This window comes from Candidatus Palauibacter sp., from assembly GCF_965222475.1.
Taxonomy (GTDB): Bacteria; Gemmatimonadota; Gemmatimonadetes; order Palauibacterales; family Palauibacteraceae; genus Palauibacter.
On sequence record NZ_CBDCUB010000003.1, the window covers coordinates 56,313 to 75,120 of the forward strand.

The window sequence follows — 18,808 nt, forward strand, 5'->3', positions numbered from 1 at the left end:
TGCGCCGCGTAGACCTGTTGGTGGCGCACCCTTCGGAGCGTCCGTCGCCCACGTACCCGATGCCGAAAAGGGGACGTTGGTCGTTATCGACGACCGTTCCGCTTGGAAGTGAGTGGGTCGTCATGGCATTGCGTCCTGAGTTGAACGGCCCGGCGGCGCGCTGACATCGACAACGAGAACCGTGATGGTGCGACGCTGTGCCTGAGGGACGAGCCCGATCAACCTTTCTCGAAGCTCATCCGGCGACTCGGGACGCGGGCCTACAGGGGGCGCTCTCTTCAGGTGATGGGCGCCGAACCAGAGGACCAGGCAGATCCCGTAGCCGCCCGACCTCGGGTCACGCGTGTACTTGGCGATCAACTGGTCTTCGATGGCGCTCCAGAGTCCACCGCTGTCCGTCTTCTTGACTTCCACGACGACGGCGTGGGCGCCGTGGATTGCGATGATGTCCGACCGATTGTCCTCCGCGTGGTGTCCTTCCGGCTGGGCATCGACTTCGTGCGGCTCCAACAGGATTTGGAGATCCGAGAGCAGAGCCTTCCGGCAGGGATCTTCGGACTTCGGCTTGATGACCAGCCTGCCCTTGGGATCATCCGGGTCCGCGTGCCAATACTGCTGCCAGGCATCAGCGTTCCCGTCGCGGATTCTCCTGGCCAGGTTCACCAGCTTCTCGGCGACCAGGGCGGACAGGTCGGCCGCGCTGACCGGCGGACCGCCACGAAGCGCATCCCGTACCTGACGTACGGTGGGGGCCTCGTAGGCCGAAGTCCGGTGCTTTGCGGCCTGCTCATCACGAGCCCGACGGAGCATCCTGTGCCAATTCTTCAGAGTCGGGTCGTCCGCGAGGTCCGAAAGGGCGGCAATCGCCCCCTCGTCCACCCGGCCCGCCAGGGTCCTGGCCCAGGTGTTCATGAGAGAATTCGCCTTCAGATCCGTGGCGAAGCTCCCGCCGGCCATGAACTGGGCGGATGAGTCTCGTCGCTCGTCCCATGGCGAACGCAGCTCTCGCCCGACGACCTCAATGAGCGCAAGCAAGTCGGCGGTCGGCCAGTCCTGCTCAGGCAGGGGCTCTCTGCCCTGAACCACGAAATCGACCAGATGACGGATCCGTCTGCCGGGGACCGGTGACGGCGACAAGACGCATGGGACCGTCCTCGGTGAGGAGGTCAGTCCAGGCGAAGCGCGGCCCGGAGCAGGCGCTGCTGGCGGCGGGCGTGTTTGCCGAAGTAGCCCTCGGCGGGGCTGGCGCGCTCGGGGCGGCCGCTGTAGAGCGGCTCGCGGCCGATGAGTTGGCGCAGGTGCGGCCGCACGGACGTCCAGGCGCCCATGTTCTGCGGCTCCTCCTGCACCCAGCATACCTCCGCCGCGTCGGGATAGGGAGCCAGCGCGGCCGCCAGTTCCTCCGCCGGGAACGGATACGGCTGTTCCACGCGCAGGATCGGGATGTCGCGCTCGGCAGGAGCCTCGGCGAGCAGGTCGAAGTAGACCTTCCCGCTGCAGAGGAGGATCCGGTCCACGCGGTGGGGCTCGACGGCCACCCCCTGATCCGGGAGCACTGCCCGGAACCCGGCGCTCGTGAGATCGGCGAGCGTCGAGCGGGCCCGGGGGTGCCGCAGCAGGCTCTTCGGCGTCATCACGATGAGCGGGCGGCAGGTGGCGCGGAGCGCCTGCCAGCGGAGGGCGTGGAAGTACTGTGCGGGCGTCGTGCAGTTGACGATGCGGATGTTACCCTCGGCCGCGAGTTGGAGGAATCGCTCGAGGCGGGCGCTGGAATGTTCCGGCCCCTGCCCTTCGTAGCCATGCGGGAGGAGCAGGACGAGCCGCGACTCCAGACCCCACTTCGAGCGGCCCGACACGACGAACTGGTCGATGATCGCCTGCCCGACGTTGGCGAAGTCTCCGAACTGGGCCTCCCACATGACGAGCGCGTTGGCCGCGATCGTCGAGAAGCCGTACTCGAACCCGAGGGTGGCGATCTCGGACAGGGGGCTGTTGGCGATCTTGAGCGGTGCCTGCCCCTCCTCGATGTGGGCGATGGGCGTGTACGTCCGGCCGTCCTCCGCGTCGTGGAGGACCAGGTGCCGGTGGCTGAACGTGCCCCGCTGGCTGTCCTCGCCGGTGAGCCGGACCGGGACGCCTTCCGTCAGCAGACCCGCGAGGGCGAGGGCTTCCGCGTGCCCCCAGTCGATGCCCCGGTCCAGCGCGGCGCGGCGCCGTTCCAGCTGGCGCCCGAGCTTGTGGAAGGGAGTGAAGTCCGATGGCCAGCGGTGGATCGCGTCGTTCAGTTCCCGGAGCCGGGCCTCGGCGAGACCCGTCGGCCGCAGCTGCTCGGCCGGGTCCGTGAGCCACGCCACATCCGGTGACGCACCCGTGCGCGCCTCCGCCTCCTTGTGCGCCGCGATCGTTCCCCGCGCCGCCTCCAGTTCGGCGTACACCCCCCCGACCATCGCATCGACCTCACCCTCGGTGAGGAGGCCCCGCTCGACCACGACCTCCGCGAACTGCTCCCGAACGCGAGGGTGCCCGGTGATCCGGTCGTACATCACGGGCTGCGTGTAGGACGGTTCGTCCCCCTCGTTGTGGCCGTAGCGACGGTAGCCCACGAGGTCGATGACGATGTCCTCCCCGAACTCGAACCGGTAGTCGATGGCGAGCCGCACGGCCGCCATACACGCCTCGGGGTCGTCGGCGTTGACGTGCACGACCGGGAGCCGGAAGCCCAGCGCAAGGTCGCTCGCGTACCGGGTCGAGCGGCTCTCCCCGGGAAGCGTCGTGAAGCCGAGCTGGTTGTTCGTGATGATATGGAGCGTGCCGCCGGTCTCGTAGGCGGAGAGCCGGCACAGGTTCAGCGTCTCGGCGACCACGCCCTGGCCCGCGAAGGAGGCGTCGCCGTGGATGAGGATGGGGAGGATCGCCGAGGAATCGGCGGACTCGCCGGTGAAGCGTGCCGCGCGCGCCATGCCGAGCACGACGGGATTCACGTGCTCGAGATGGCTCGGGTTGGGGGCCAGCCGCACATCGAGTTCGACTTCGTCCTCGGCGACCTGCGACCTGCCTCCGATGTGATACTTCACGTCCCCGGACCCGTGCTCCGGGAGGGCGGTCATGATCCCGCGCTCGGCCTGCTCCTCGAACTCGGCCAGGATCGACTCGTAGGAGAGGCCCATGACGTGCGCCAGCACGTTGAGGCGGCCGCGGTGCGCCATCCCCAGGAACACCTGCCGGGCGCCGCGCCGGCCGGCCCCGCCGATGAGCCCCCGCAGCATGGGGACCAGCATGTCGAGCCCTTCCACGGAGAACCGCTTCTTCCCCAGGTAGGTGCGGTGCAGGAAGCTCTCGAGCCCCTCGATGCGGGTCAGCCACTCGAGACAGTTGCGCGCCCGCGTCCGGCTCATGAGGAGGCGGTGACGGTGCGACTCGATGTAGTCCACCAGCCAGTCACGCTGGGCCGGGTCCTCCATCTGATCCAGCTCGTAGCCGATCGGACCGCAGTAGATCTCTTCCAGCCGATCCAGCACCTCGGCCGCATTGTCGCCCAGATGCTTGAGCCAGACGGCGGAGGCGGGCACCCGCGCGAGTTCCTCGCGCTGGATGCCGTGGTATTCCGGTTCCAGCAGGGGATGCCTCGGGGGCTCCGAGCCCAGCGGATCGATCCGCGCGCCCAGGTGGCCGTACGCGCGGTAGGCCTCCACCAGCGCACCCGCGATCGCGGCGAGCCGCAGATCCTCTGTCGCGACCACCTCGGCCTCCGCCAGCGGAGGCGGCGGCGGGGGCGGCGGCGCAATCCGCGGGAGCGCTTCGAGCGGCGGCGCAGCCGATGGGTCCCAGCCGGCCAGCGCGGGCGGGACCACGCCCCGGTCGCGAAGCTCCCGTTCGTAGAGCCGCTCGGCGTAACCCGCGTTATACCCGTCCGCGGTCATCAGCGGTGCGACGCGCCCGGCCCGTGTCCGTGTTCGGTGTTCTCGGCGCCCGCCCCGCCGGAAAGGCTCCGATGCACGGTGTCGAGCCAGCGCTCCGTGGAGATGAACCCGGCGCCCCAGTCCGCCCACTCCTCGGAGACGCCCTCGCCCTGGATCTGCTCGCTGCTCATGCCCCGGTCGATCTTGCCGCGCACCATCGCGATCGTCTCCGTGATCATCCGGTGGTACGTCCGCAGGTCCTCCACCGCCGAGAGCGGTCCATGCCCGGGGATGATCCGGATGTCGGCCGGCACGTTGTCCAGCACGCCCTGGATGCCGCGCGCGAGTCCTTCCACGCTTCCGCCGTTGTCGATGTCGACGAAGGGGAAGCGGCCGGCGAAGAAGTCGTCCCCCATATGGAGGACGTTGGAGTCCATGAAGTAGATGAGGGCATCCCCGTCCGTGTGTCCGTTCGGGATGTGGAACGCCCGGATCTCCTCGCCGTTGAAGTGGATCGAGAGCGCATCGTCAAAGGTGACGATCGGGAGGGCCACATCGGGCGATCCGCCAGCCGCAAGCCTGGATCGCACGTTGGTGTGCGCCACGATCGTCGACGCGTCGCCGAACTCGGCGTTGCCGCCCGTGTGGTCGCCGTGGAAATGCGTGTTGAGGAGGAACCTCGGCTCCGCCGCCTCCTCCGACCGCCCCACTTCGCGCAGGGCGGCTCGGATCTTGTCCGCCAGCGGGGCGAACTGGTCGTCGACCATCAGCACGCCGTCGGGCCCCGACGACACGCCGATGTTCCCGCCTTGCCCGACCAGCATCCAGACGGTACCCGCCACGTGCGTGGCTTCGATCTGGACGGCCGAGAAGTCCTGCCGGGCGAGGGCCGGACTCGTCGCGAGACCGGTAGACAGCGCCGCCAGGAAAAGGGGTCGAACTCTCGATCGAACTCTCATGGGTGTACTCCTCGCTACAGCCTGCCGGGCGTCATCGGGATTTCGGGGGTCGAAGATGCGGCGGCGGCGGCCGGAATGCCACCTGGGAGGCCGCGGAATCCGCGATCTCGAAGCTGGTTCAGCGGATGTGACGCAGCGTCCCGCCGAACGGATTTACCCCGACGGGGTGCCGGGCCACGACGGCGCCCGCCCCATCGTCTCCCACCTCGATGACGGCGACATCGCCGACCCGGGAGTTCATCACGTAGAGCCTGCGGCCGTCAGGCGAGAAGAGCGGGAACCCGGGGCCGGGCCCGAGCGTGACGTGTCCCGCCACCTGCCGCGTTTCGACGTTGATGATGGCCACGTTCTCGGTGTCGTTCCGGGTGGACGCGGCGAACCGTCCGTCGAGCGAGACCGAGATGCGGCCCGCCCCCCAGCCGCCCGTATCGATCGTCTCGACCACCTCGTCGGTCGACGTGTCGATGACGGTGACCGTTCCATCGTAATCCGAATGCACCCACGCTTCCCCGCCCGGTGTGAAGTCCACCCCGACCGGTCCGCCGGGCACGTCGATGATCTTCACGATCTCGTCGGTGCGCGTGTCGATCACGACGACGCGGTCATCGTCCCGGTGAGGGTAGTAGAGCTTGTCGCTGCGCGGGTCGACCGCGAGGAAATGCCCGCCGTTCAGGAGGAGATCGATCTTCCCGCTCACCTCCCCGCGGGATACGTCGTACACCACGACGCCCGGCACCTCCGACCACTCCACGCCGATGTACAGCTTCGTCCCCGCCCGGTTGAGCGCGACGCCGTGGGGGAGCGCCGACCGGTTCGTGATCACCTCGGGCCCGTACTGGCGCTGGTCCGGAGGACGGTGAAAGTAATCCGACTCGATCCTCCCCCGCTCCTCGAAAGTCTCCGCGTCCAGAATCACGACGTAGGCGGGGTCGCGCGGGATGGCCACGAAGATGGTCCGACCATCGGGCGTGACGACCGCTTCGTGGGGCTGGTTCATGGCCGTGAACTGGCTCACGATACGGCCGCTCGCCGGGTCGAGTTCGTAGGCGGTGAAGTCGGAATGGCTGAGCGCGATGATCGTATGATCCTGGGCGGCGACCGACCCGAGCCCTCCGGATGCGACCGCTGCGACCGCCGCGAGGATCAACGGTCTCAGCGATCCGTTCGGCGGCTTCGGCAACATTCGGGACATCCGGTCCTCCCCCCGTGCGGGCGATGTCGGCTCCCGGCCGGCCGGCGGTGCCCTTGACCACCCGGCGATTCCGAAAGCACACTGCGCGAAATGCGCAGCTATATCGTCTTCCTTCTTCTCTTCACGATCAAGACCGCGAGCCGGGTCTTGTGCAGGGTGCGGCTGGAGTGGGTCCGCGAGGCCGACGAGCCGTGGTCCCGCCTGAGCGTGCTCGCGCTGCTCAACCACACGAGTCTGTTCGAGCCCGTACTGCTGTCGATCGTACCTAGTCGCCTGCTCTGGCGGATCGCCGCGCACGGAGTCGTCCCGGTTGCCGACAAGACGGTCGCGCGACCGATCGCCGGCCGGCTCTTCCGACTCATCGCCCGCGAAGTCGTGCCCGTAACGCGCGAGCGGGACGACACCTGGGAGGAGGTGCTCGACCAGATCCGGGATCCCGAGGCGCTGATCATCCTCTGCCCCGAAGGACGCATGAAACGCCGGACCGGCCTCGATTTCTCCGGGAATCCGATGACGATCCGCGGCGGAATCGCCGACATCCTCTCGTCGAGGCCGGGGGGGCGACTGTTCATCGCGTACAGCGGGGGGCTTCACAACGTCCAGGCCCCCGGCGAGCGCTTCCCGAGACCGTTTCAGGACGTGTGGCTGGGCGCGGAAGTCATCGACATCGCGACGTACCGCGAGCGGGTGGCCGGCTGGTATGGCGCGGACTCGTTCAAGGCCGGGGTCATCGAGGACCTCACCCGCCGTCGCGACGCCTATTGCCAGGGCCTCGCACAGCGCAGGACGCCACGGCGCCCGGGCGCTCGTCCCTCCGGATCGCCTTCAGCCACCGAGATCAGTTGAAGCGGACGCGCTCCCAGCGGCCGTCCGACCCCAGGCTCCACGCCCGCCCCCCGATCACGACCAGCGAGATCCGGCTCGCGTTCCGGATGTCGGCGAGAGGATTCGCCTCGAGGACGAGGAAGTCCGCCCGCTTGCCGAGTTCGATGGTTCCCCGTTGGTGCAACTGCCCGAGGGCGATCGCCGCGTTGCGCGTCGCCATCCCGATGACCTCCAGTTCCGGGATACCGGCCTCCACGAGGAGTTGCATCTCCCGGTGAAAGCCGCTCCCCCAATCGGTGGTTCGGGGCGCGTCGGAGCCGACGAGCATGCGGACGCCGTGCCCGTGCAGGGTTCGGACCAGGGCCTGAGCCCTCGGCCACGCGGCACGCAGCTGGGCCCGCTCGGCCTCGGAGACCGACGCGCATGCGGCCGTATCGGGGGTGCAGTCGAGAGGCGCCGCGGCGCTCGCAAGCAGTGGGGCCAGCGTCGCGTCGTTCGACAGAATGGCGGTGACGGCGCGGTCCACCTCCGGGCCGTGCGACTCGAGACGCTCGAGCCAGGCCGCATCTGTCCGCGCATCGCCTCTCGCCGCCAGCGCCTCGAACCCGACCCGCTGATTCTCCGGCAGGAGTTCGGGGTCCCCCGACACCAGCGGGCTCGCAACGGCGGCTCCGGCGCGGAGGGCGAGCAGCCACCCGTCTCCGCGCCGATCGGCCCAGACCGGCAGGTCCACCCGTCGTGCGGCACGGGTGATCCCGACCAGCCATGCCGCGGGAACATTGGGGGAGACGGAGATGAAGTCCGCCCCATCCCGCGCCTGGCGCTCCACCTCCTGGATGGCCGCGGCCTCCGACTGCAGCCGCACGCCGGACACCTCGTCCCCGGCGTCCAGCACCGGCCCCCCGATGTGGACGGAAGGGGCGGGATCCTCCCCGAACCCTCCGCGCCCCCGCGCCTGGAAGAGATCCAGCGGGACTGCCCCGTCGCGTACACCGGTGATCCCGAACGAGACGAGGGCGTGCAGGTCCTCCGTGGTGCGCGGCGAGACCTGGACGTCGATGAACCCGGGGAGGAGGTAGCTCCCCGACAGGTCCACGACCATGGAGCCCTCCGGGACGACCATGGAGCCCTGGGTTCCGACGCCCCGGATGCGGCCTCCGGTGACGAGGACCGCGGAGGAGGGTCGCGGGGGTCCGCCGCGGCCATCGATGACCGTCACGTTGACGAACAACTCGGACCGGAGCCCCGGAAACAGCTCCTGGACGACCCCCGCGGCTTCGGCGGGGAGGGTCGGGACACCCAGCAGCGCCGCGGCCACCCCGATCCGCCATCCCGCCGCCGGGTTTGTTGCGCGCATCTCAATCACCGCCGGAGTCGGAGCCGCCGCCGGGCTTCGAGGCGACACCGGGGCTCAAGTCGCCGCCGGATCGGATGTACAGCTCCCGCTTCGGATAGGGGATCTCCACGCCGGCCTCCGCGAAGGCCCGAAGCGCCCGTTCGCTGATCTCGTCCGCGATGCGGCGCCGCGCCCGGGCCTCCAGGATCCACACCCGCAGTTGGAGCTTCACCTCCGACGGCCCGAAGCCGCGCGCGATGACGATCGGCTCGGGCTCCTTCTTCACGTCCTCGACGCCGATGGCGATCTCGACGAGCAGTTCCTTGGCCCGGTCGATGTCCGATTCGTAGGCGACGGAGAACGGGATTCGGAGCCGGATGTCCTGGCCGGACATCGTGTAGTTGGTGATGTCGCGCTGCATGATCTGATTGTTCGGGACCACGATCACGAGGTTGTCCGGATTGCGGATCTTCGTCGCCCGCAGGCCGATCTCGATCACGTCGCCCCAGGAGCCGGTCTCGTTGGGCGCCGTCCACAGTTCGATCCGGTCTCCCACCTGGAACGGGCGGTCCACGATGAGCAGCACGCCCGCGATCAGGTTCGAGAGCGTGTCCTTGGCGGCGAGCGACAGGGCGAGCCCCATCACACCGGCGCCGGCGAGGAGCGGGGCGATGTTGATCCCCAGCTCCGCCAGCGCGACGACGACGCCGAGCGCGACGATGACGAAGCGGACCGCCTTGTTGATCATCGGCAGCGCCGTCTTGTCGAGCGACGTCTCGGTGCGGGAGACGACCTCGCTCTCGATCGCCGTCAGGAGGTCCCCGACGAAGCGGCTCAGGGGGAAGAAGAGGACGCCGATCCAGATCGCGTACACCCACTGTGCCACCGTGGGCATCCCCCAGATTTCCAGCAGGCGCCAGACCGCCCAGGTCACGCTCGAGAGCAGCAGAGCCTGGCGGAGCAGCCGCACGGCGAGATCGTCGATTTGCGTCGCGGTTCGCGTTACCCAATGCCTCTGCGCGCGGCCCAGAACCATTAGCGCCACGAGGTAGACGAGGCCGGCGACCACAACCACGATCAGGCTGGGCAGCCAGCGCGGAGCCATGAAGGCGACCACTTCGCTCCACAGTTGTGACAGTCTCTCCATCACGCCTCGCCTCTCTCAGGCTTTGCCCGCCACCCGCGTGGCGTCCACATCCCCGCGCATGATAGCCGCTTGATGCCGCGCACAACGGTATGGTAATGGTACCGTGCCAGCCCCCTCGCGGATAACTTGGGGGATCGAGCGGCAGGAATCGAACCGGGAGTGATGATGTTGAACGGAAAGCTCGGAAAGATGGGCATCGGAGTGGCCTCTATCGGCCTGGCGCTGCTCGCCAGCGGGTGCGCCCCGGAGGCATCGGCGGAGAGCGGACAACCGGCGACCGCGACCCCCGTAAACGCCATGGTCGATGCGACGTTGGCCGCGACCATCGCCGATGCGCCGACGATCAAGGTCTACAAGTCGCCCACCTGCGGGTGCTGCGCCCTCTGGGTGGACCACATGCGAGAGGCCGGTTTCCAGCTCGATGTCGAGGACACCGACGACATGATCGCCATCAAGCTGGACGCGGGTCTGCCGTTGCAACTCCAGTCGTGCCACACGGCGTTCGTGGGCGACTACGTGTTCGAGGGGCATATCCCGGCGGAGGTCATCGCCCGGTTCCTCGCCGAGGCACCCTCCGCGCGCGGGCTCGCCGTGCCGGGGATGCCGGTGGGTTCCCCGGGCATGGAGTTCGGCGACCGCGTCGATCCGTATGACGTGATTCAGTTCGACGCCCAGGGCAATACGTCGGTCTACGAGAGCCGCTGACTCCCGTGACCCGCCGAACAGCGCCGAGGCCGGGGCGGCGAGTTGGGCTTGCCGCCTCCCTCGCCCTGGCACTGGCCGCCCTGGCTCCGTCGTACGTGCGGGCCCAGGACGAGGAACAGGAGGTCATCGACACGCTCGTCGCGATGTGGGCGGCGATCGAAGCGGGCGACCTCGACGCCTACGCGCAGTACATCCATCCGGAATTCACCGCTTTCGGGGAGAACGATGTCTACCTCGCGGAAGGTCGCGCGCTTGAACTCAGGAGTTATGGAGACTACCTGACCCGTGCGCGTGACGTACACACCGAGATGCACCAGCCCGAAGTTACGATACGGGGCGATGTGGCCTGGATCACCTATTACTGGACGGATTCCGGCTACACCGATGGGGGACGTTTCGCGAGCAGGGGGAAATCGACGAGGATCTTCGTGCGGGAGGACGGCCGCTGGCTCTGCATCCACGGCCATTACACCGCGGTCCCTTGACGATATTTGTCGAATCGCCCTTCTTGCGGGGGTGGTTAGACCCACTCGCGGCGGGATAGGTTCCCTGCCCGACTGCAGGCTGATGTTCAACCCCGGAGGGGCATGGTTCCCATGAGCCACGGCGGCGGTCGTCAAGATAGTGATCACGACCATGAGCACGATCATCATCATGACCACGATCACGACCATGACCACCACGATCATCATGACCATGACCACGGGCACGACCATGACCACGATCATGGGCATGGACACGGCCACCATCATCACCACGGCCACGATCACGACCACAGCCATGGGATCTTCAGCGCCCACGACCACTCGGAGGAACTGAGGAACGCCAGCAAGCGGGACCTCACGATCGCCCTGGTGATCATCGCCAGCTTCATGTTCGTCGAGGTGATCGGCGGCATCCTGTCGGGAAGCCTGGCGCTGATCGCCGACGCCGGGCACATGCTCACCGACGCGGCCTCGATCGGCCTCGCGCTGTTCGCTGTGCACTTCGCGACGCGTGCCGCTTCCGTGGAGCGCACCTTCGGGTACCACCGGCTGGAGATCCTCGCCGCCCTCACCAACGCCCTCACGCTATGGCTGATCTCCGCGTGGGTGATCTTCGAGGCCTACCACCGCTTCCAGGCGATTCCGGAGGTCGAGGGCGGCCTGATGCTGATCATCGGGGTTCTCGGACTTCTGGCCAATCTCGCCGCTGCCTGGGTACTCCACCGGTCCGCGAAGCACAGCGTGAACGTCGAAGGCGCCCTGGCCCACGTGATCGCCGACATTCTCGGGTCGGTGGCGGTCATCGTGTCCGGTGTGCTCGTGTGGGCCTTCGAATGGTACATCTCCGACCCGATCCTCAGCGTCCTCATCGGCATCCTGATACTGCTCAGCACGTGGCGCCTGCTGGCCAAGGTCGTGCACGTCCTGCTCGAAGGGACGCCGGACCACGTCGACGTGTACAATCTCTGCCACCAGATCGAAGATCTCGAGGGCGTCACGGTCATCCACGACGTTCATGTGTGGACGCTCGCACCGGGCTACGATGCGCTCACTGCGCATGTTCTGGTGGACCCCGAACGCGAGGGAGATTCGGCGAAGCTGTTGCACGAGATTCAGGAGATCGCGTACAACAAGTTCAACATTCAACACATCACGGTTCAGGTGGAGAGCACGGCCACGCACTGCAACGAGGACCACCACGTCGACCACCTCGTCGCCACCGCGCGGCCGCATTAGGTCGAACCAACAGGGGCAAGATCATGGGCGGGCACGACCACGACTGCGAACACCACGACAGCGGCCACACGCACGGCGAGAACTGCGGCCACGAGGCCGTCGAGCATGACGGCCATATGGACTATGTCGTCGATGGCCACCTGCACCACGCGCACGGCGACCACTGCGACGACCACGGTCCGGCGCCGGGGCACGGTCACGACTGCGCGGACCACGACAACGACCATGTGCACGGAGATGGCTGCGGCCACGAGGCGGTGGAACACGACGGGCACGTCGATTACGTCGTGGACGGCCATTTGCACCATCAGCATGGCGACCACTGCGATCATCACGGACCGGCCGGGCAGGACTGAGTCCGGACGCTGAGTGTTTCAGCTGATCGCAGTGCTCGTGGCGCCGGCCCTCGGCGCCGTGCTGTACGTTGTGCTGCACCGAAGGCCGGGCACCATCCGGCTCATCGATACGATTGTCTTCGTCGCGCTTCCACTCCTGATCGCGTGGCAGGTGCTTCCCCACGTGTGGCTGGAGCGCCGGATCTTACCCCTCCTCGCAGTCGGCGCCGGCATCGGCCTCCTCTATCTGCTTGAGAGACTCTCCAAAACGCTGGCCCGGTACACGGACAACGCGACGATCGTGCTCGGCGTGCTGTCGATGGTGGTGCACGCGCTCCTCGAGGGCGGCGCCCTGCTGGTCGGGAGCTCGAGCGCTCCGTTCACCTCCGCCATCGTCCTTCACCGCGTCGCGGTCGGACTGCTCATCTGGTGGTTGCTCGAACCCCGGCACGGCGTTCGGGGGGCCCTGGCCGGGGTGGCCGCCATTATCGTGGCTACGGTGATCGGGGCGCTCGCGGGGACGGAAGTGCTGCCGGACGAACACTCGGCCCTCGAGATGTATCAGGCGTTCGTGAGCGGCTCGCTGCTGCACGTGATCCTGCATCAGGGCCGTCGCGACCATCAGCACGGACCCGGACACGCCCACGTCTGAACGATCCCGGATCGTCGGTGATCGCCGGCGACTCGGGAGACAGCGTGCGTCGGCGCCACGGTTGGGGGCGGTAGCCGCAGTAGGCTTCGGGCGCCGTGCCCGCGAGGAACAGTTCAGGCTCGCCTCGACACCCCCACCCGGCGCGCCGTCCGGTCGCAGGCTCGACATCGACCCGTTCCACCCCTGCGGGGAAGCGGAAACCGCGACCGCCGCGCGGTCCCAGAACGCGGATCATGAAGTCGGCAAATATCGGGAGCGCGGCCCTGGAGCCAGGGAGACCAACCGGCGTCCCGTCGTCGAATCCCACCCACACGCCTACCGCCAGTTCCGGTGTGTAGCCGACGAACCAGGCGTCGCGGGAGTCGTTCGTCGTCCCGGACTTCGCCGCCACCGGACCCCGATATCCCGCGGCGCGGACGCCGCTCCCGGTCCCGTGCTCGATGACGCCCCGGAGCGCGGACGTGACCAGGTACGCCTCCGCCGGACTGACGACCGACTCGCTACGGGCCATGGTCTCACGGCGCGCGGTACCGTCGCGGCCGAGCACCGTTAGCGCCGAGCGCGGAGCAGTACGCAGGCCCTCTGCCGCCAGCACCGCATAGGCCGCCGTCAATTCGAGCAGCGTGACCTCGGAGGCGCCCAGCGCCAGGCTCGGATACGGCGCGAGGGGGCTCTCGATGCCCAGCCGCCGCGCTGTCTCGATGATCCTGTCGGGACCGACCGCCAGACCCAGGCGCGCGAACGGCACGTTGCGTGACCCCTCCAGCGCCTCGCGCAGCCTGATGGGTCCGAGGAACTCGCGGTCGGCGTTCGCCGGCTTCCACACGCCGGCTGGCGTATCGAGCGCCAGCGGTTCGTCCTTCAGCACGGAAGCCAGGGTGAAGGAAGGATCTGCTCCCGGTGTGAGGGCGGCCAGCGCCACGACGGGCTTGAAGGCGCTTCCCGGTTGGCGCCGGGCGTCCACCGCGCGATTGAACTGCGACTCGCCGTACGAGCGACCGCCGACCATCGCCAGGATGTCGCCGGTCCGCGGGTCCAGGGCCACCAGCGCCGCCTGAAGCGGCCCGGCCTGTTCCCTCAGGCGGGGACGCAGGCGCTCCATGTTGCGGATCCCCTTTGACACCGCGGTCTCGGCGGCGCGTTGAAGCTCCGGCGCAAGCGAAGAAATCACCGTTGGACCGCCACCCTCCGGTTCCAACGAAGCATCGCCGGCAGCCAGCCCCCGCCGCAGGAAATCCAGATACCAGCGGGCATCGAAGTTCCGCTCCGGAGGACGTCGAATCTCCGGATCGGCTTCGAGTTCGGCGTCGCGCCGAGCGTCGTCCAGGTGCCCGACGGCGTGCAGCTGCCGCAGCACCATGTCGCGCCGGGCCCGGGCACGCTCCGGGTGGCGATGGGGCGAGTACACGCTCGGCCCCCTGACAATCCCGACCAGCATCGCCGACTGGCCCAACGTCAATTCCGAGATGTCGCGGCCGAAGTAGAACTGCGCGGCGCGCCCGAAGCCGTGGATGGCGGTCCCTCGGTGCTGCCCGAGATAGATATGGTTCACGTAGGCCTCGAGCATACGCTGCTTGGAGAACCGTCTTTCCAGCGCCACCGCGATCGCCGCCTCACGCAGCTTTCGGAGCACGGTGCGGTCCGTCGACAGGAAGAGCGTGCGGGCGAGCTGCTGGGTGATCGTGCTTCCCCCCTCCACGACCCGCCGCTGCCGGAGGTTGGAGAGCGCGGCGCCGGCGATGCGGCGAGGATCCAGCGCGCCGTGCTCGTAGAAGCGGCGATCCTCCACTGTCAACAAAGCGTCGACCAGGTGTTCCGGCACCTCGTCGAGGCGGACGGGCACCCGGTCCCGGCCGCGCTCCCCGAGGGACGTCCCGATCACCTCGGGATCGAGCAGAAGGCTGGCGAGGTTCTTCCCCTCGGCGTCCCGAATCGCGGAGATGCGTCCGTTGCTCCGGAATCGCACCCGCGCGCGAACGCCGGGGTCGACGAGGCCACCGAGACGAAGCGTGCGGCGGCCCACGAGAAGATCGCGGCCGCGTGCGCTGAACTCTCCGGCTTGCGGCGTTCTGCCGGAGACCGATCGGTAGCCGACTTTCTTCAGGTGGCCGATGAGGCGCCGCGGGTCGACCCGATCGCCAGCGCGGAGGGTCCACGGTCGCGCCAGGATGCGCGCCGGGGAAGAGGAATCGAGCGCGTCGAACTCGCGTGCTATACGGGCTTCGAAGACCAGATAGCCGAGGCCGGCGGCGAAAATCGCCGCGGCTAAGAGCATGAGCCACCGACCCCTGTGCATCGTCCTTCTCGGCCGGAGCCACCGCCGAGTCCTTCCGCTGTCTCTCACACCGTCTCTGACGCCCCGGGGGCACCAAAGGGTTTCCACCGCTGCACAAGGTTGCCCGAAACCGCAACGCCAGCCTAACGTCCCGTGCCCGCGATTCAGCTTGTGGCCCTTGCACACTCCCTGGACAGGCAGGAGTGGGAGGAACCATGCCCTCAGCGTACCCGGTCGAGAGTCCCGTCGGGCCGGTTTCGCGCCGGCCCGGCACCGCTCGATCCGACGGTGCTCGATCGGGCGTCCGGCCGTCCGCTCGTTCGATCGCCAGGCGGATCCGCCTTCTGGCGCCAATGCTTGCGGCGGTGGGCCTCTCGTGGCCCGCTCTCGCCAACATCGGCGACCTGGCCGCGCAGGAGCCGGAGCAAGCGCATGTGTTCGAGGGCAGTGTGCGCGACGCGAGTACCGGTTACCCCCTGGCGGGAGCGCACGTATCGGTGGTCGGGAGGGAAACCAGGGCGGTGACCCGCGCGGACGGTACCTTCCACCTGACCGGGATGGCCGCGGGCGTGTATACCCTTCGAGCCGATCGCCTGGGGTACCGGGGCGCCACCGTGGCAGTAACCGTGGGGACCGTGCGCGCGCGCCGAGCGGTGGCGGAGTCGGCAGAGATCGTGATCGAGTTGGCACCGTCTCCCATTGGAATGGCGGACTTGGTGGTGACGGCGACAATCAGCGAGCGCACCGCGGCCGAGGCGCTCCGGCCGGTCAGCGTCATGACGGGCGATGACTTGCAGCGCCAGATGACGGCGACCGTAGCGGGGACGTTGGCGTCAATGCCGGGGCTGGCCGCCGCCAGGACGGGTCCATCGGTTGCGCAACCGGTGATCCGGGGACTGAGCGGGGATCGGGTACTGATGCTCGAGGACGGGACTGCGGTTGGGGATGCCTCCAACTCGGGCGCGGACCACGCCACCGCACTCGATCCGTCGTCGGCACGGCGGATCGAGGTTGTGCGGGGTCCCGGCGCGCTGCTCTACGGGGGCAACGCGCTGGGCGGGGTCATCAACGTCATCCGCGACGAGATTCCGACTGCCGTGCCGCACCGCCTGACGGGCGCGGCGACACTGCAGACGCAGACCGCGATGGGCTCGCTGGCTGGCAGCGCGACGACCGTGTTCGCCATCGGGGAGCGCGTGCCGCTGCGTGTGGAGGTAGCCGCACGGACGGCGGGAGATTTGAAGACCCCCGCCGGCACGCTTCTCAACACCGGCGGCGAACTGTGGAGCGGGGGTGCGGGGACGGCCTACGTGGCCGATTGGGGTCGCCTGGGGACGTCCTTCCGCGGCTACCGCAACTACTACGGCATCCCGGGTGGTTTCGTGGGTGGGCACGAGGAGGGGGTGCGCATCGAAATGGAGCGAGTCTCATCGAAGTTCCGGACCGTGGTCGAGGAGCCGGTCGGGCCCTTCCACAACCTCCGCTTCGACGCGACTCACACCTCGTACACGCACCGCGAGATCGAAGCACCGGACATTTTGGGCACGCTCTTCGAGCAACAGAGCGCGAGCGGGGACGTCCTGGGTCGGCATGGGAGGTGGGGACCGTTTACGGCGGGTGCGATGGGCGGCCGTGCGTCCTGGGAGGATTTCGGATACGGGGGATCCCTGTTCACGCCAGACACGCGTCGGTTCAAGGCGGCCCTGTACTTGCTCGAGGAGGTCGACCTGGGCGCCATCCAGATCGAGTCGGGGCTACGCTACGACTGGACCCTGGCCGATCCAGGGGAAGATCGGGTTTCGGACATCGGTGAGATTCGTGACCGCAGATTCCACTCCTTGTCGGGGTCGTTGGGTATCCTTTACAAGTCCGCCTCGGGGCTGGTGCTCGGTGCCAGCGTTGCCCGGGCGGTTCGCACACCCGACGTCAAAGAACTCTATTCGGAAGGGCCGCATCTGGCGGCCTACGTCTTTGAAGTCGGAAACCCGTCTCTGGAGAGCGAGGTCGGGACGGGGCTCGATGTCTTCCTCCGCTTCGAGTCCGACCGGCTGAGGGCAGAGGTCACCGGCTTCCACAACGACATCAAGAACCACATCTACGGGGAGGACACGGGCCGCCTGAGCCGCGTGCGCCTCCCCATCTATCAGTTCCGGGGCAGCGACGCCGTGTTCAGCGGCTTCGAAGCCGGCGTGGACGTTGACGCTGGGCGGGGGCTGGCGCTGGAGGGAGTGGCCTCATCGGTGAAAGGCAGTCTCAAGGGGACCGGTCAGCCTTTGCCTCTCGTTCCTCCGCTCAAGGGACATGTGGCCCTGAAGTACGAGAGGCCGTCGTGGTACGTCCGGGCGGAGGCCGAGATGGCGGACCGGCAAGACCGGGTTGGCGAATTCGAGACGCCGACGCGTGGGTACACCGTCTTCAACGCCACAGCAGGGGTGCGGCTTACGCTCGGCGGGCGTCTGAACGTCCTGACTGTGAGCCTCGTCAACGCCGCGAATACCGAGTACCGCAACCACCTCTCCCGGGTGAAGGAGATCATGCCGGAGGCCGCGCGGAGTCTGAACGTCAGCTATCGGGTGGTGTTCTGACGCGCGCGTACACAAGCCTTGGTGCTCCCGCCATCGCCCTCTAGCGCGCCAGCCAGGCGCTGAAGCGCTCGTTCAGTTCGTCCTGGTAGTCGACCCAGAACGTCCAGTCGTAACGAAGCGCACGATCCACGTTGCCCGCGCCGGCCGGCATGTGGGGCGCCATGTCGACCCCTGCGACCGCATGGGTCGTCACCAGTGGCATGCCTGATCTGCGCGCCGGGGAATAGGAGATGCGGCGGCCGATCCGCGCCAGAGACTCGGCGCTGGTGCTGAAGGCCACGTATCTCAGGGCTTCTTCCAGCCTCGGTGTACCCGCGACGATCCCGACCTGACCCACGTCCAGCAACTGCCCGTCCCACACGATCACGAGCGGTTGGTTTTCGAGGATCCGGGCATTGAAGATGCGGCCGTTGTACGCCGTGCTCATGACCACTTCCCTGTCGGCCAACATCTGCGGTGGCTGGGCGCCGGCCTCCCACCAGACCACCTCGTCCTTGATCGTTTCGAGCTTGGCAAAGGCCCGGTCCAGGCCCTCCGGGGTCTCCAACGTGGCGTACACCTCGTCAAGCGGCACGCCATCGGCGATCAGGGCGAACTCCAGGTTCACCTGCGGTACCCGCCGCATCCCGCGGCGGCCCGGGAACTTCTCCAGGTCGAAGAAGTCGGCCATGGTGGTGGGCTTTTCGCCCGGGAAGTTATCGTCGTTGTACGCGTACACGGTCGACCAGTACAGATTGCCCACCCCGCACTCGGTCTGGCTCTCGGCCACGAAGTCGTCGGCGGCGGGAGTGCCGTCGGGTCCGGGAGGCAGATCGTCGATGTCTATCAGCTCGAGCAGCCCCTCGTCGCAACCGCGCACGGCATCGGCGATCTCCAGGTCGACCACATCCCAATGGACGTTGCCGATGTCCACCTGGGCCCGTATCTGGGCCAGGCCGCCGTTGTAGTCCTCCAGGCTGATACGGATGCCGGTCGCCTCGGTGAAGGGAATGTTGGCGCCCTCGTTGACGGCGCGGCCGTAGGAGCCGCCCCAGGACACGACGGTGATCGACTGCCCGGCGACGGGGAGGAGCGGGACGCTGGAAAGGAGCGCAACGAGCCCCAGGGTGGTCACCGCCGGAAAACGTCTCACGACTCCTTCTCTCATTCCGTTTCTCCTTCATGATCCTCAGGGGCG

Annotated in this window: 15 protein-coding genes; 7 read left to right on the forward strand and 8 right to left on the reverse strand. The window is 68.0% G+C overall.

Annotated features, from left to right (window positions below; genetic code table 11):
* Positions 1 to 120: 120 nt before the first annotated feature.
* The 4 genes from ACOQPP_RS08140 to ACOQPP_RS08155 all read right to left on the reverse strand — a co-directional run bounded on the left by ACOQPP_RS08140 (position 121) and on the right by ACOQPP_RS08155 (position 6,050).
* Complete coding sequence (locus ACOQPP_RS08140; RefSeq protein WP_420636266.1) at positions 121 to 1,086, reverse strand: hypothetical protein; 966 nt, start codon at positions 1,084 to 1,086, stop codon at positions 121 to 123.
* A gap of 80 nt (positions 1,087 to 1,166) precedes the next feature.
* The gene (locus ACOQPP_RS08145; protein ID WP_420636267.1) at positions 1,167 to 3,920 is read right to left on the reverse strand and encodes a 2-oxoglutarate dehydrogenase E1 component; all 2,754 of its coding nucleotides are present in this window, start codon (positions 3,918 to 3,920) and stop codon (positions 1,167 to 1,169) included.
* Entirely contained in the window at positions 3,920 to 4,858 is a 939-nt protein-coding gene (locus ACOQPP_RS08150; protein ID WP_420636268.1) for an MBL fold metallo-hydrolase, read from the reverse strand. Before ACOQPP_RS08150 ends, ACOQPP_RS08145 begins: the two co-directional genes overlap by 1 nt.
* 118 nt (positions 4,859 to 4,976) lie before the next feature.
* On the reverse strand, positions 4,977 to 6,050 hold the full coding sequence (locus ACOQPP_RS08155) for a hypothetical protein (RefSeq protein WP_419165011.1): 1,074 nt from the start codon (positions 6,048 to 6,050) through the stop codon (positions 4,977 to 4,979).
* A 90-nt stretch (positions 6,051 to 6,140) separates the two neighbouring features.
* Between ACOQPP_RS08155 and ACOQPP_RS08160 the strand changes: the two genes are divergently transcribed.
* Positions 6,141 to 6,896, forward strand: coding sequence for a hypothetical protein (locus tag ACOQPP_RS08160; protein ID WP_419165010.1), 756 nt, complete (start codon positions 6,141 to 6,143; stop codon positions 6,894 to 6,896).
* Here ACOQPP_RS08160 and ACOQPP_RS08165 read toward each other — a convergent pair.
* Both ACOQPP_RS08165 and ACOQPP_RS08170 read right to left on the reverse strand, forming a co-directional pair.
* On the reverse strand, positions 6,889 to 8,232 hold the full coding sequence (locus tag ACOQPP_RS08165) for an amidohydrolase family protein (protein WP_419165009.1): 1,344 nt from the start codon (positions 8,230 to 8,232) through the stop codon (positions 6,889 to 6,891). The two genes, ACOQPP_RS08160 and ACOQPP_RS08165, sit on opposite strands and share 8 nt — an antisense overlap.
* Before the next feature lies 1 nt (position 8,233).
* A complete protein-coding gene (locus ACOQPP_RS08170) occupies positions 8,234 to 9,358 on the reverse strand; it encodes a mechanosensitive ion channel family protein (protein WP_419165008.1) in 1,125 nt (374 codons plus the stop codon).
* A gap of 165 nt (positions 9,359 to 9,523) precedes the next feature.
* Between ACOQPP_RS08170 and ACOQPP_RS08175 the strand changes: the two genes are divergently transcribed.
* The 5 genes from ACOQPP_RS08175 (at position 9,524) to ACOQPP_RS08195 (ending at position 12,140) form a co-directional block, all read left to right on the forward strand.
* Positions 9,524 to 10,063 carry a DUF411 domain-containing protein gene (locus tag ACOQPP_RS08175; RefSeq protein WP_419165007.1) on the forward strand — a complete coding sequence of 180 codons (540 nt, stop codon included), beginning with the start codon at positions 9,524 to 9,526 and terminating at the stop codon, positions 10,061 to 10,063.
* A 5-nt stretch (positions 10,064 to 10,068) separates the two neighbouring features.
* A complete protein-coding gene (locus ACOQPP_RS08180) occupies positions 10,069 to 10,548 on the forward strand; it encodes a YybH family protein (RefSeq protein ID WP_419165006.1) in 480 nt (159 codons plus the stop codon).
* Between the two features lie 151 nt (positions 10,549 to 10,699).
* Positions 10,700 to 10,882, forward strand: coding sequence for a hypothetical protein (locus ACOQPP_RS08185; protein WP_419165045.1), 183 nt, complete (start codon positions 10,700 to 10,702; stop codon positions 10,880 to 10,882).
* Complete coding sequence (locus ACOQPP_RS08190; RefSeq protein WP_420636327.1) at positions 10,879 to 11,784, forward strand: cation diffusion facilitator family transporter; 906 nt, start codon at positions 10,879 to 10,881, stop codon at positions 11,782 to 11,784. Before ACOQPP_RS08185 ends, ACOQPP_RS08190 begins: the two co-directional genes overlap by 4 nt.
* Before the next feature lie 23 nt (positions 11,785 to 11,807).
* Entirely contained in the window at positions 11,808 to 12,140 is a 333-nt protein-coding gene (locus ACOQPP_RS08195; RefSeq protein ID WP_419165005.1) for a hypothetical protein, read from the forward strand.
* Positions 12,141 to 12,613: 473 nt separating this feature from the next.
* On the opposite strand, the gene ACOQPP_RS08200 is transcribed toward ACOQPP_RS08195, so the two are convergent.
* Positions 12,614 to 15,067, reverse strand: a complete 2,454-nt coding sequence (locus ACOQPP_RS08200; protein ID WP_420636269.1) for a PBP1A family penicillin-binding protein — start codon at positions 15,065 to 15,067, stop codon at positions 12,614 to 12,616.
* Positions 15,068 to 15,399: 332 nt separating this feature from the next.
* On the opposite strand from ACOQPP_RS08200, the gene ACOQPP_RS08205 reads away from it, so the two are divergent.
* Positions 15,400 to 17,631 carry a TonB-dependent receptor gene (locus tag ACOQPP_RS08205; RefSeq protein WP_419165003.1) on the forward strand — a complete coding sequence of 744 codons (2,232 nt, stop codon included), beginning with the start codon at positions 15,400 to 15,402 and terminating at the stop codon, positions 17,629 to 17,631.
* Between the two features lie 40 nt (positions 17,632 to 17,671).
* Here the strand turns inward: ACOQPP_RS08205 and ACOQPP_RS08210 are convergent, their stop codons facing one another.
* Complete coding sequence (locus ACOQPP_RS08210) at positions 17,672 to 18,745, reverse strand: ABC transporter substrate-binding protein (protein ID WP_419165002.1); 1,074 nt, start codon at positions 18,743 to 18,745, stop codon at positions 17,672 to 17,674.
* Between the last annotated feature and the right edge of the window lie 63 nt (positions 18,746 to 18,808).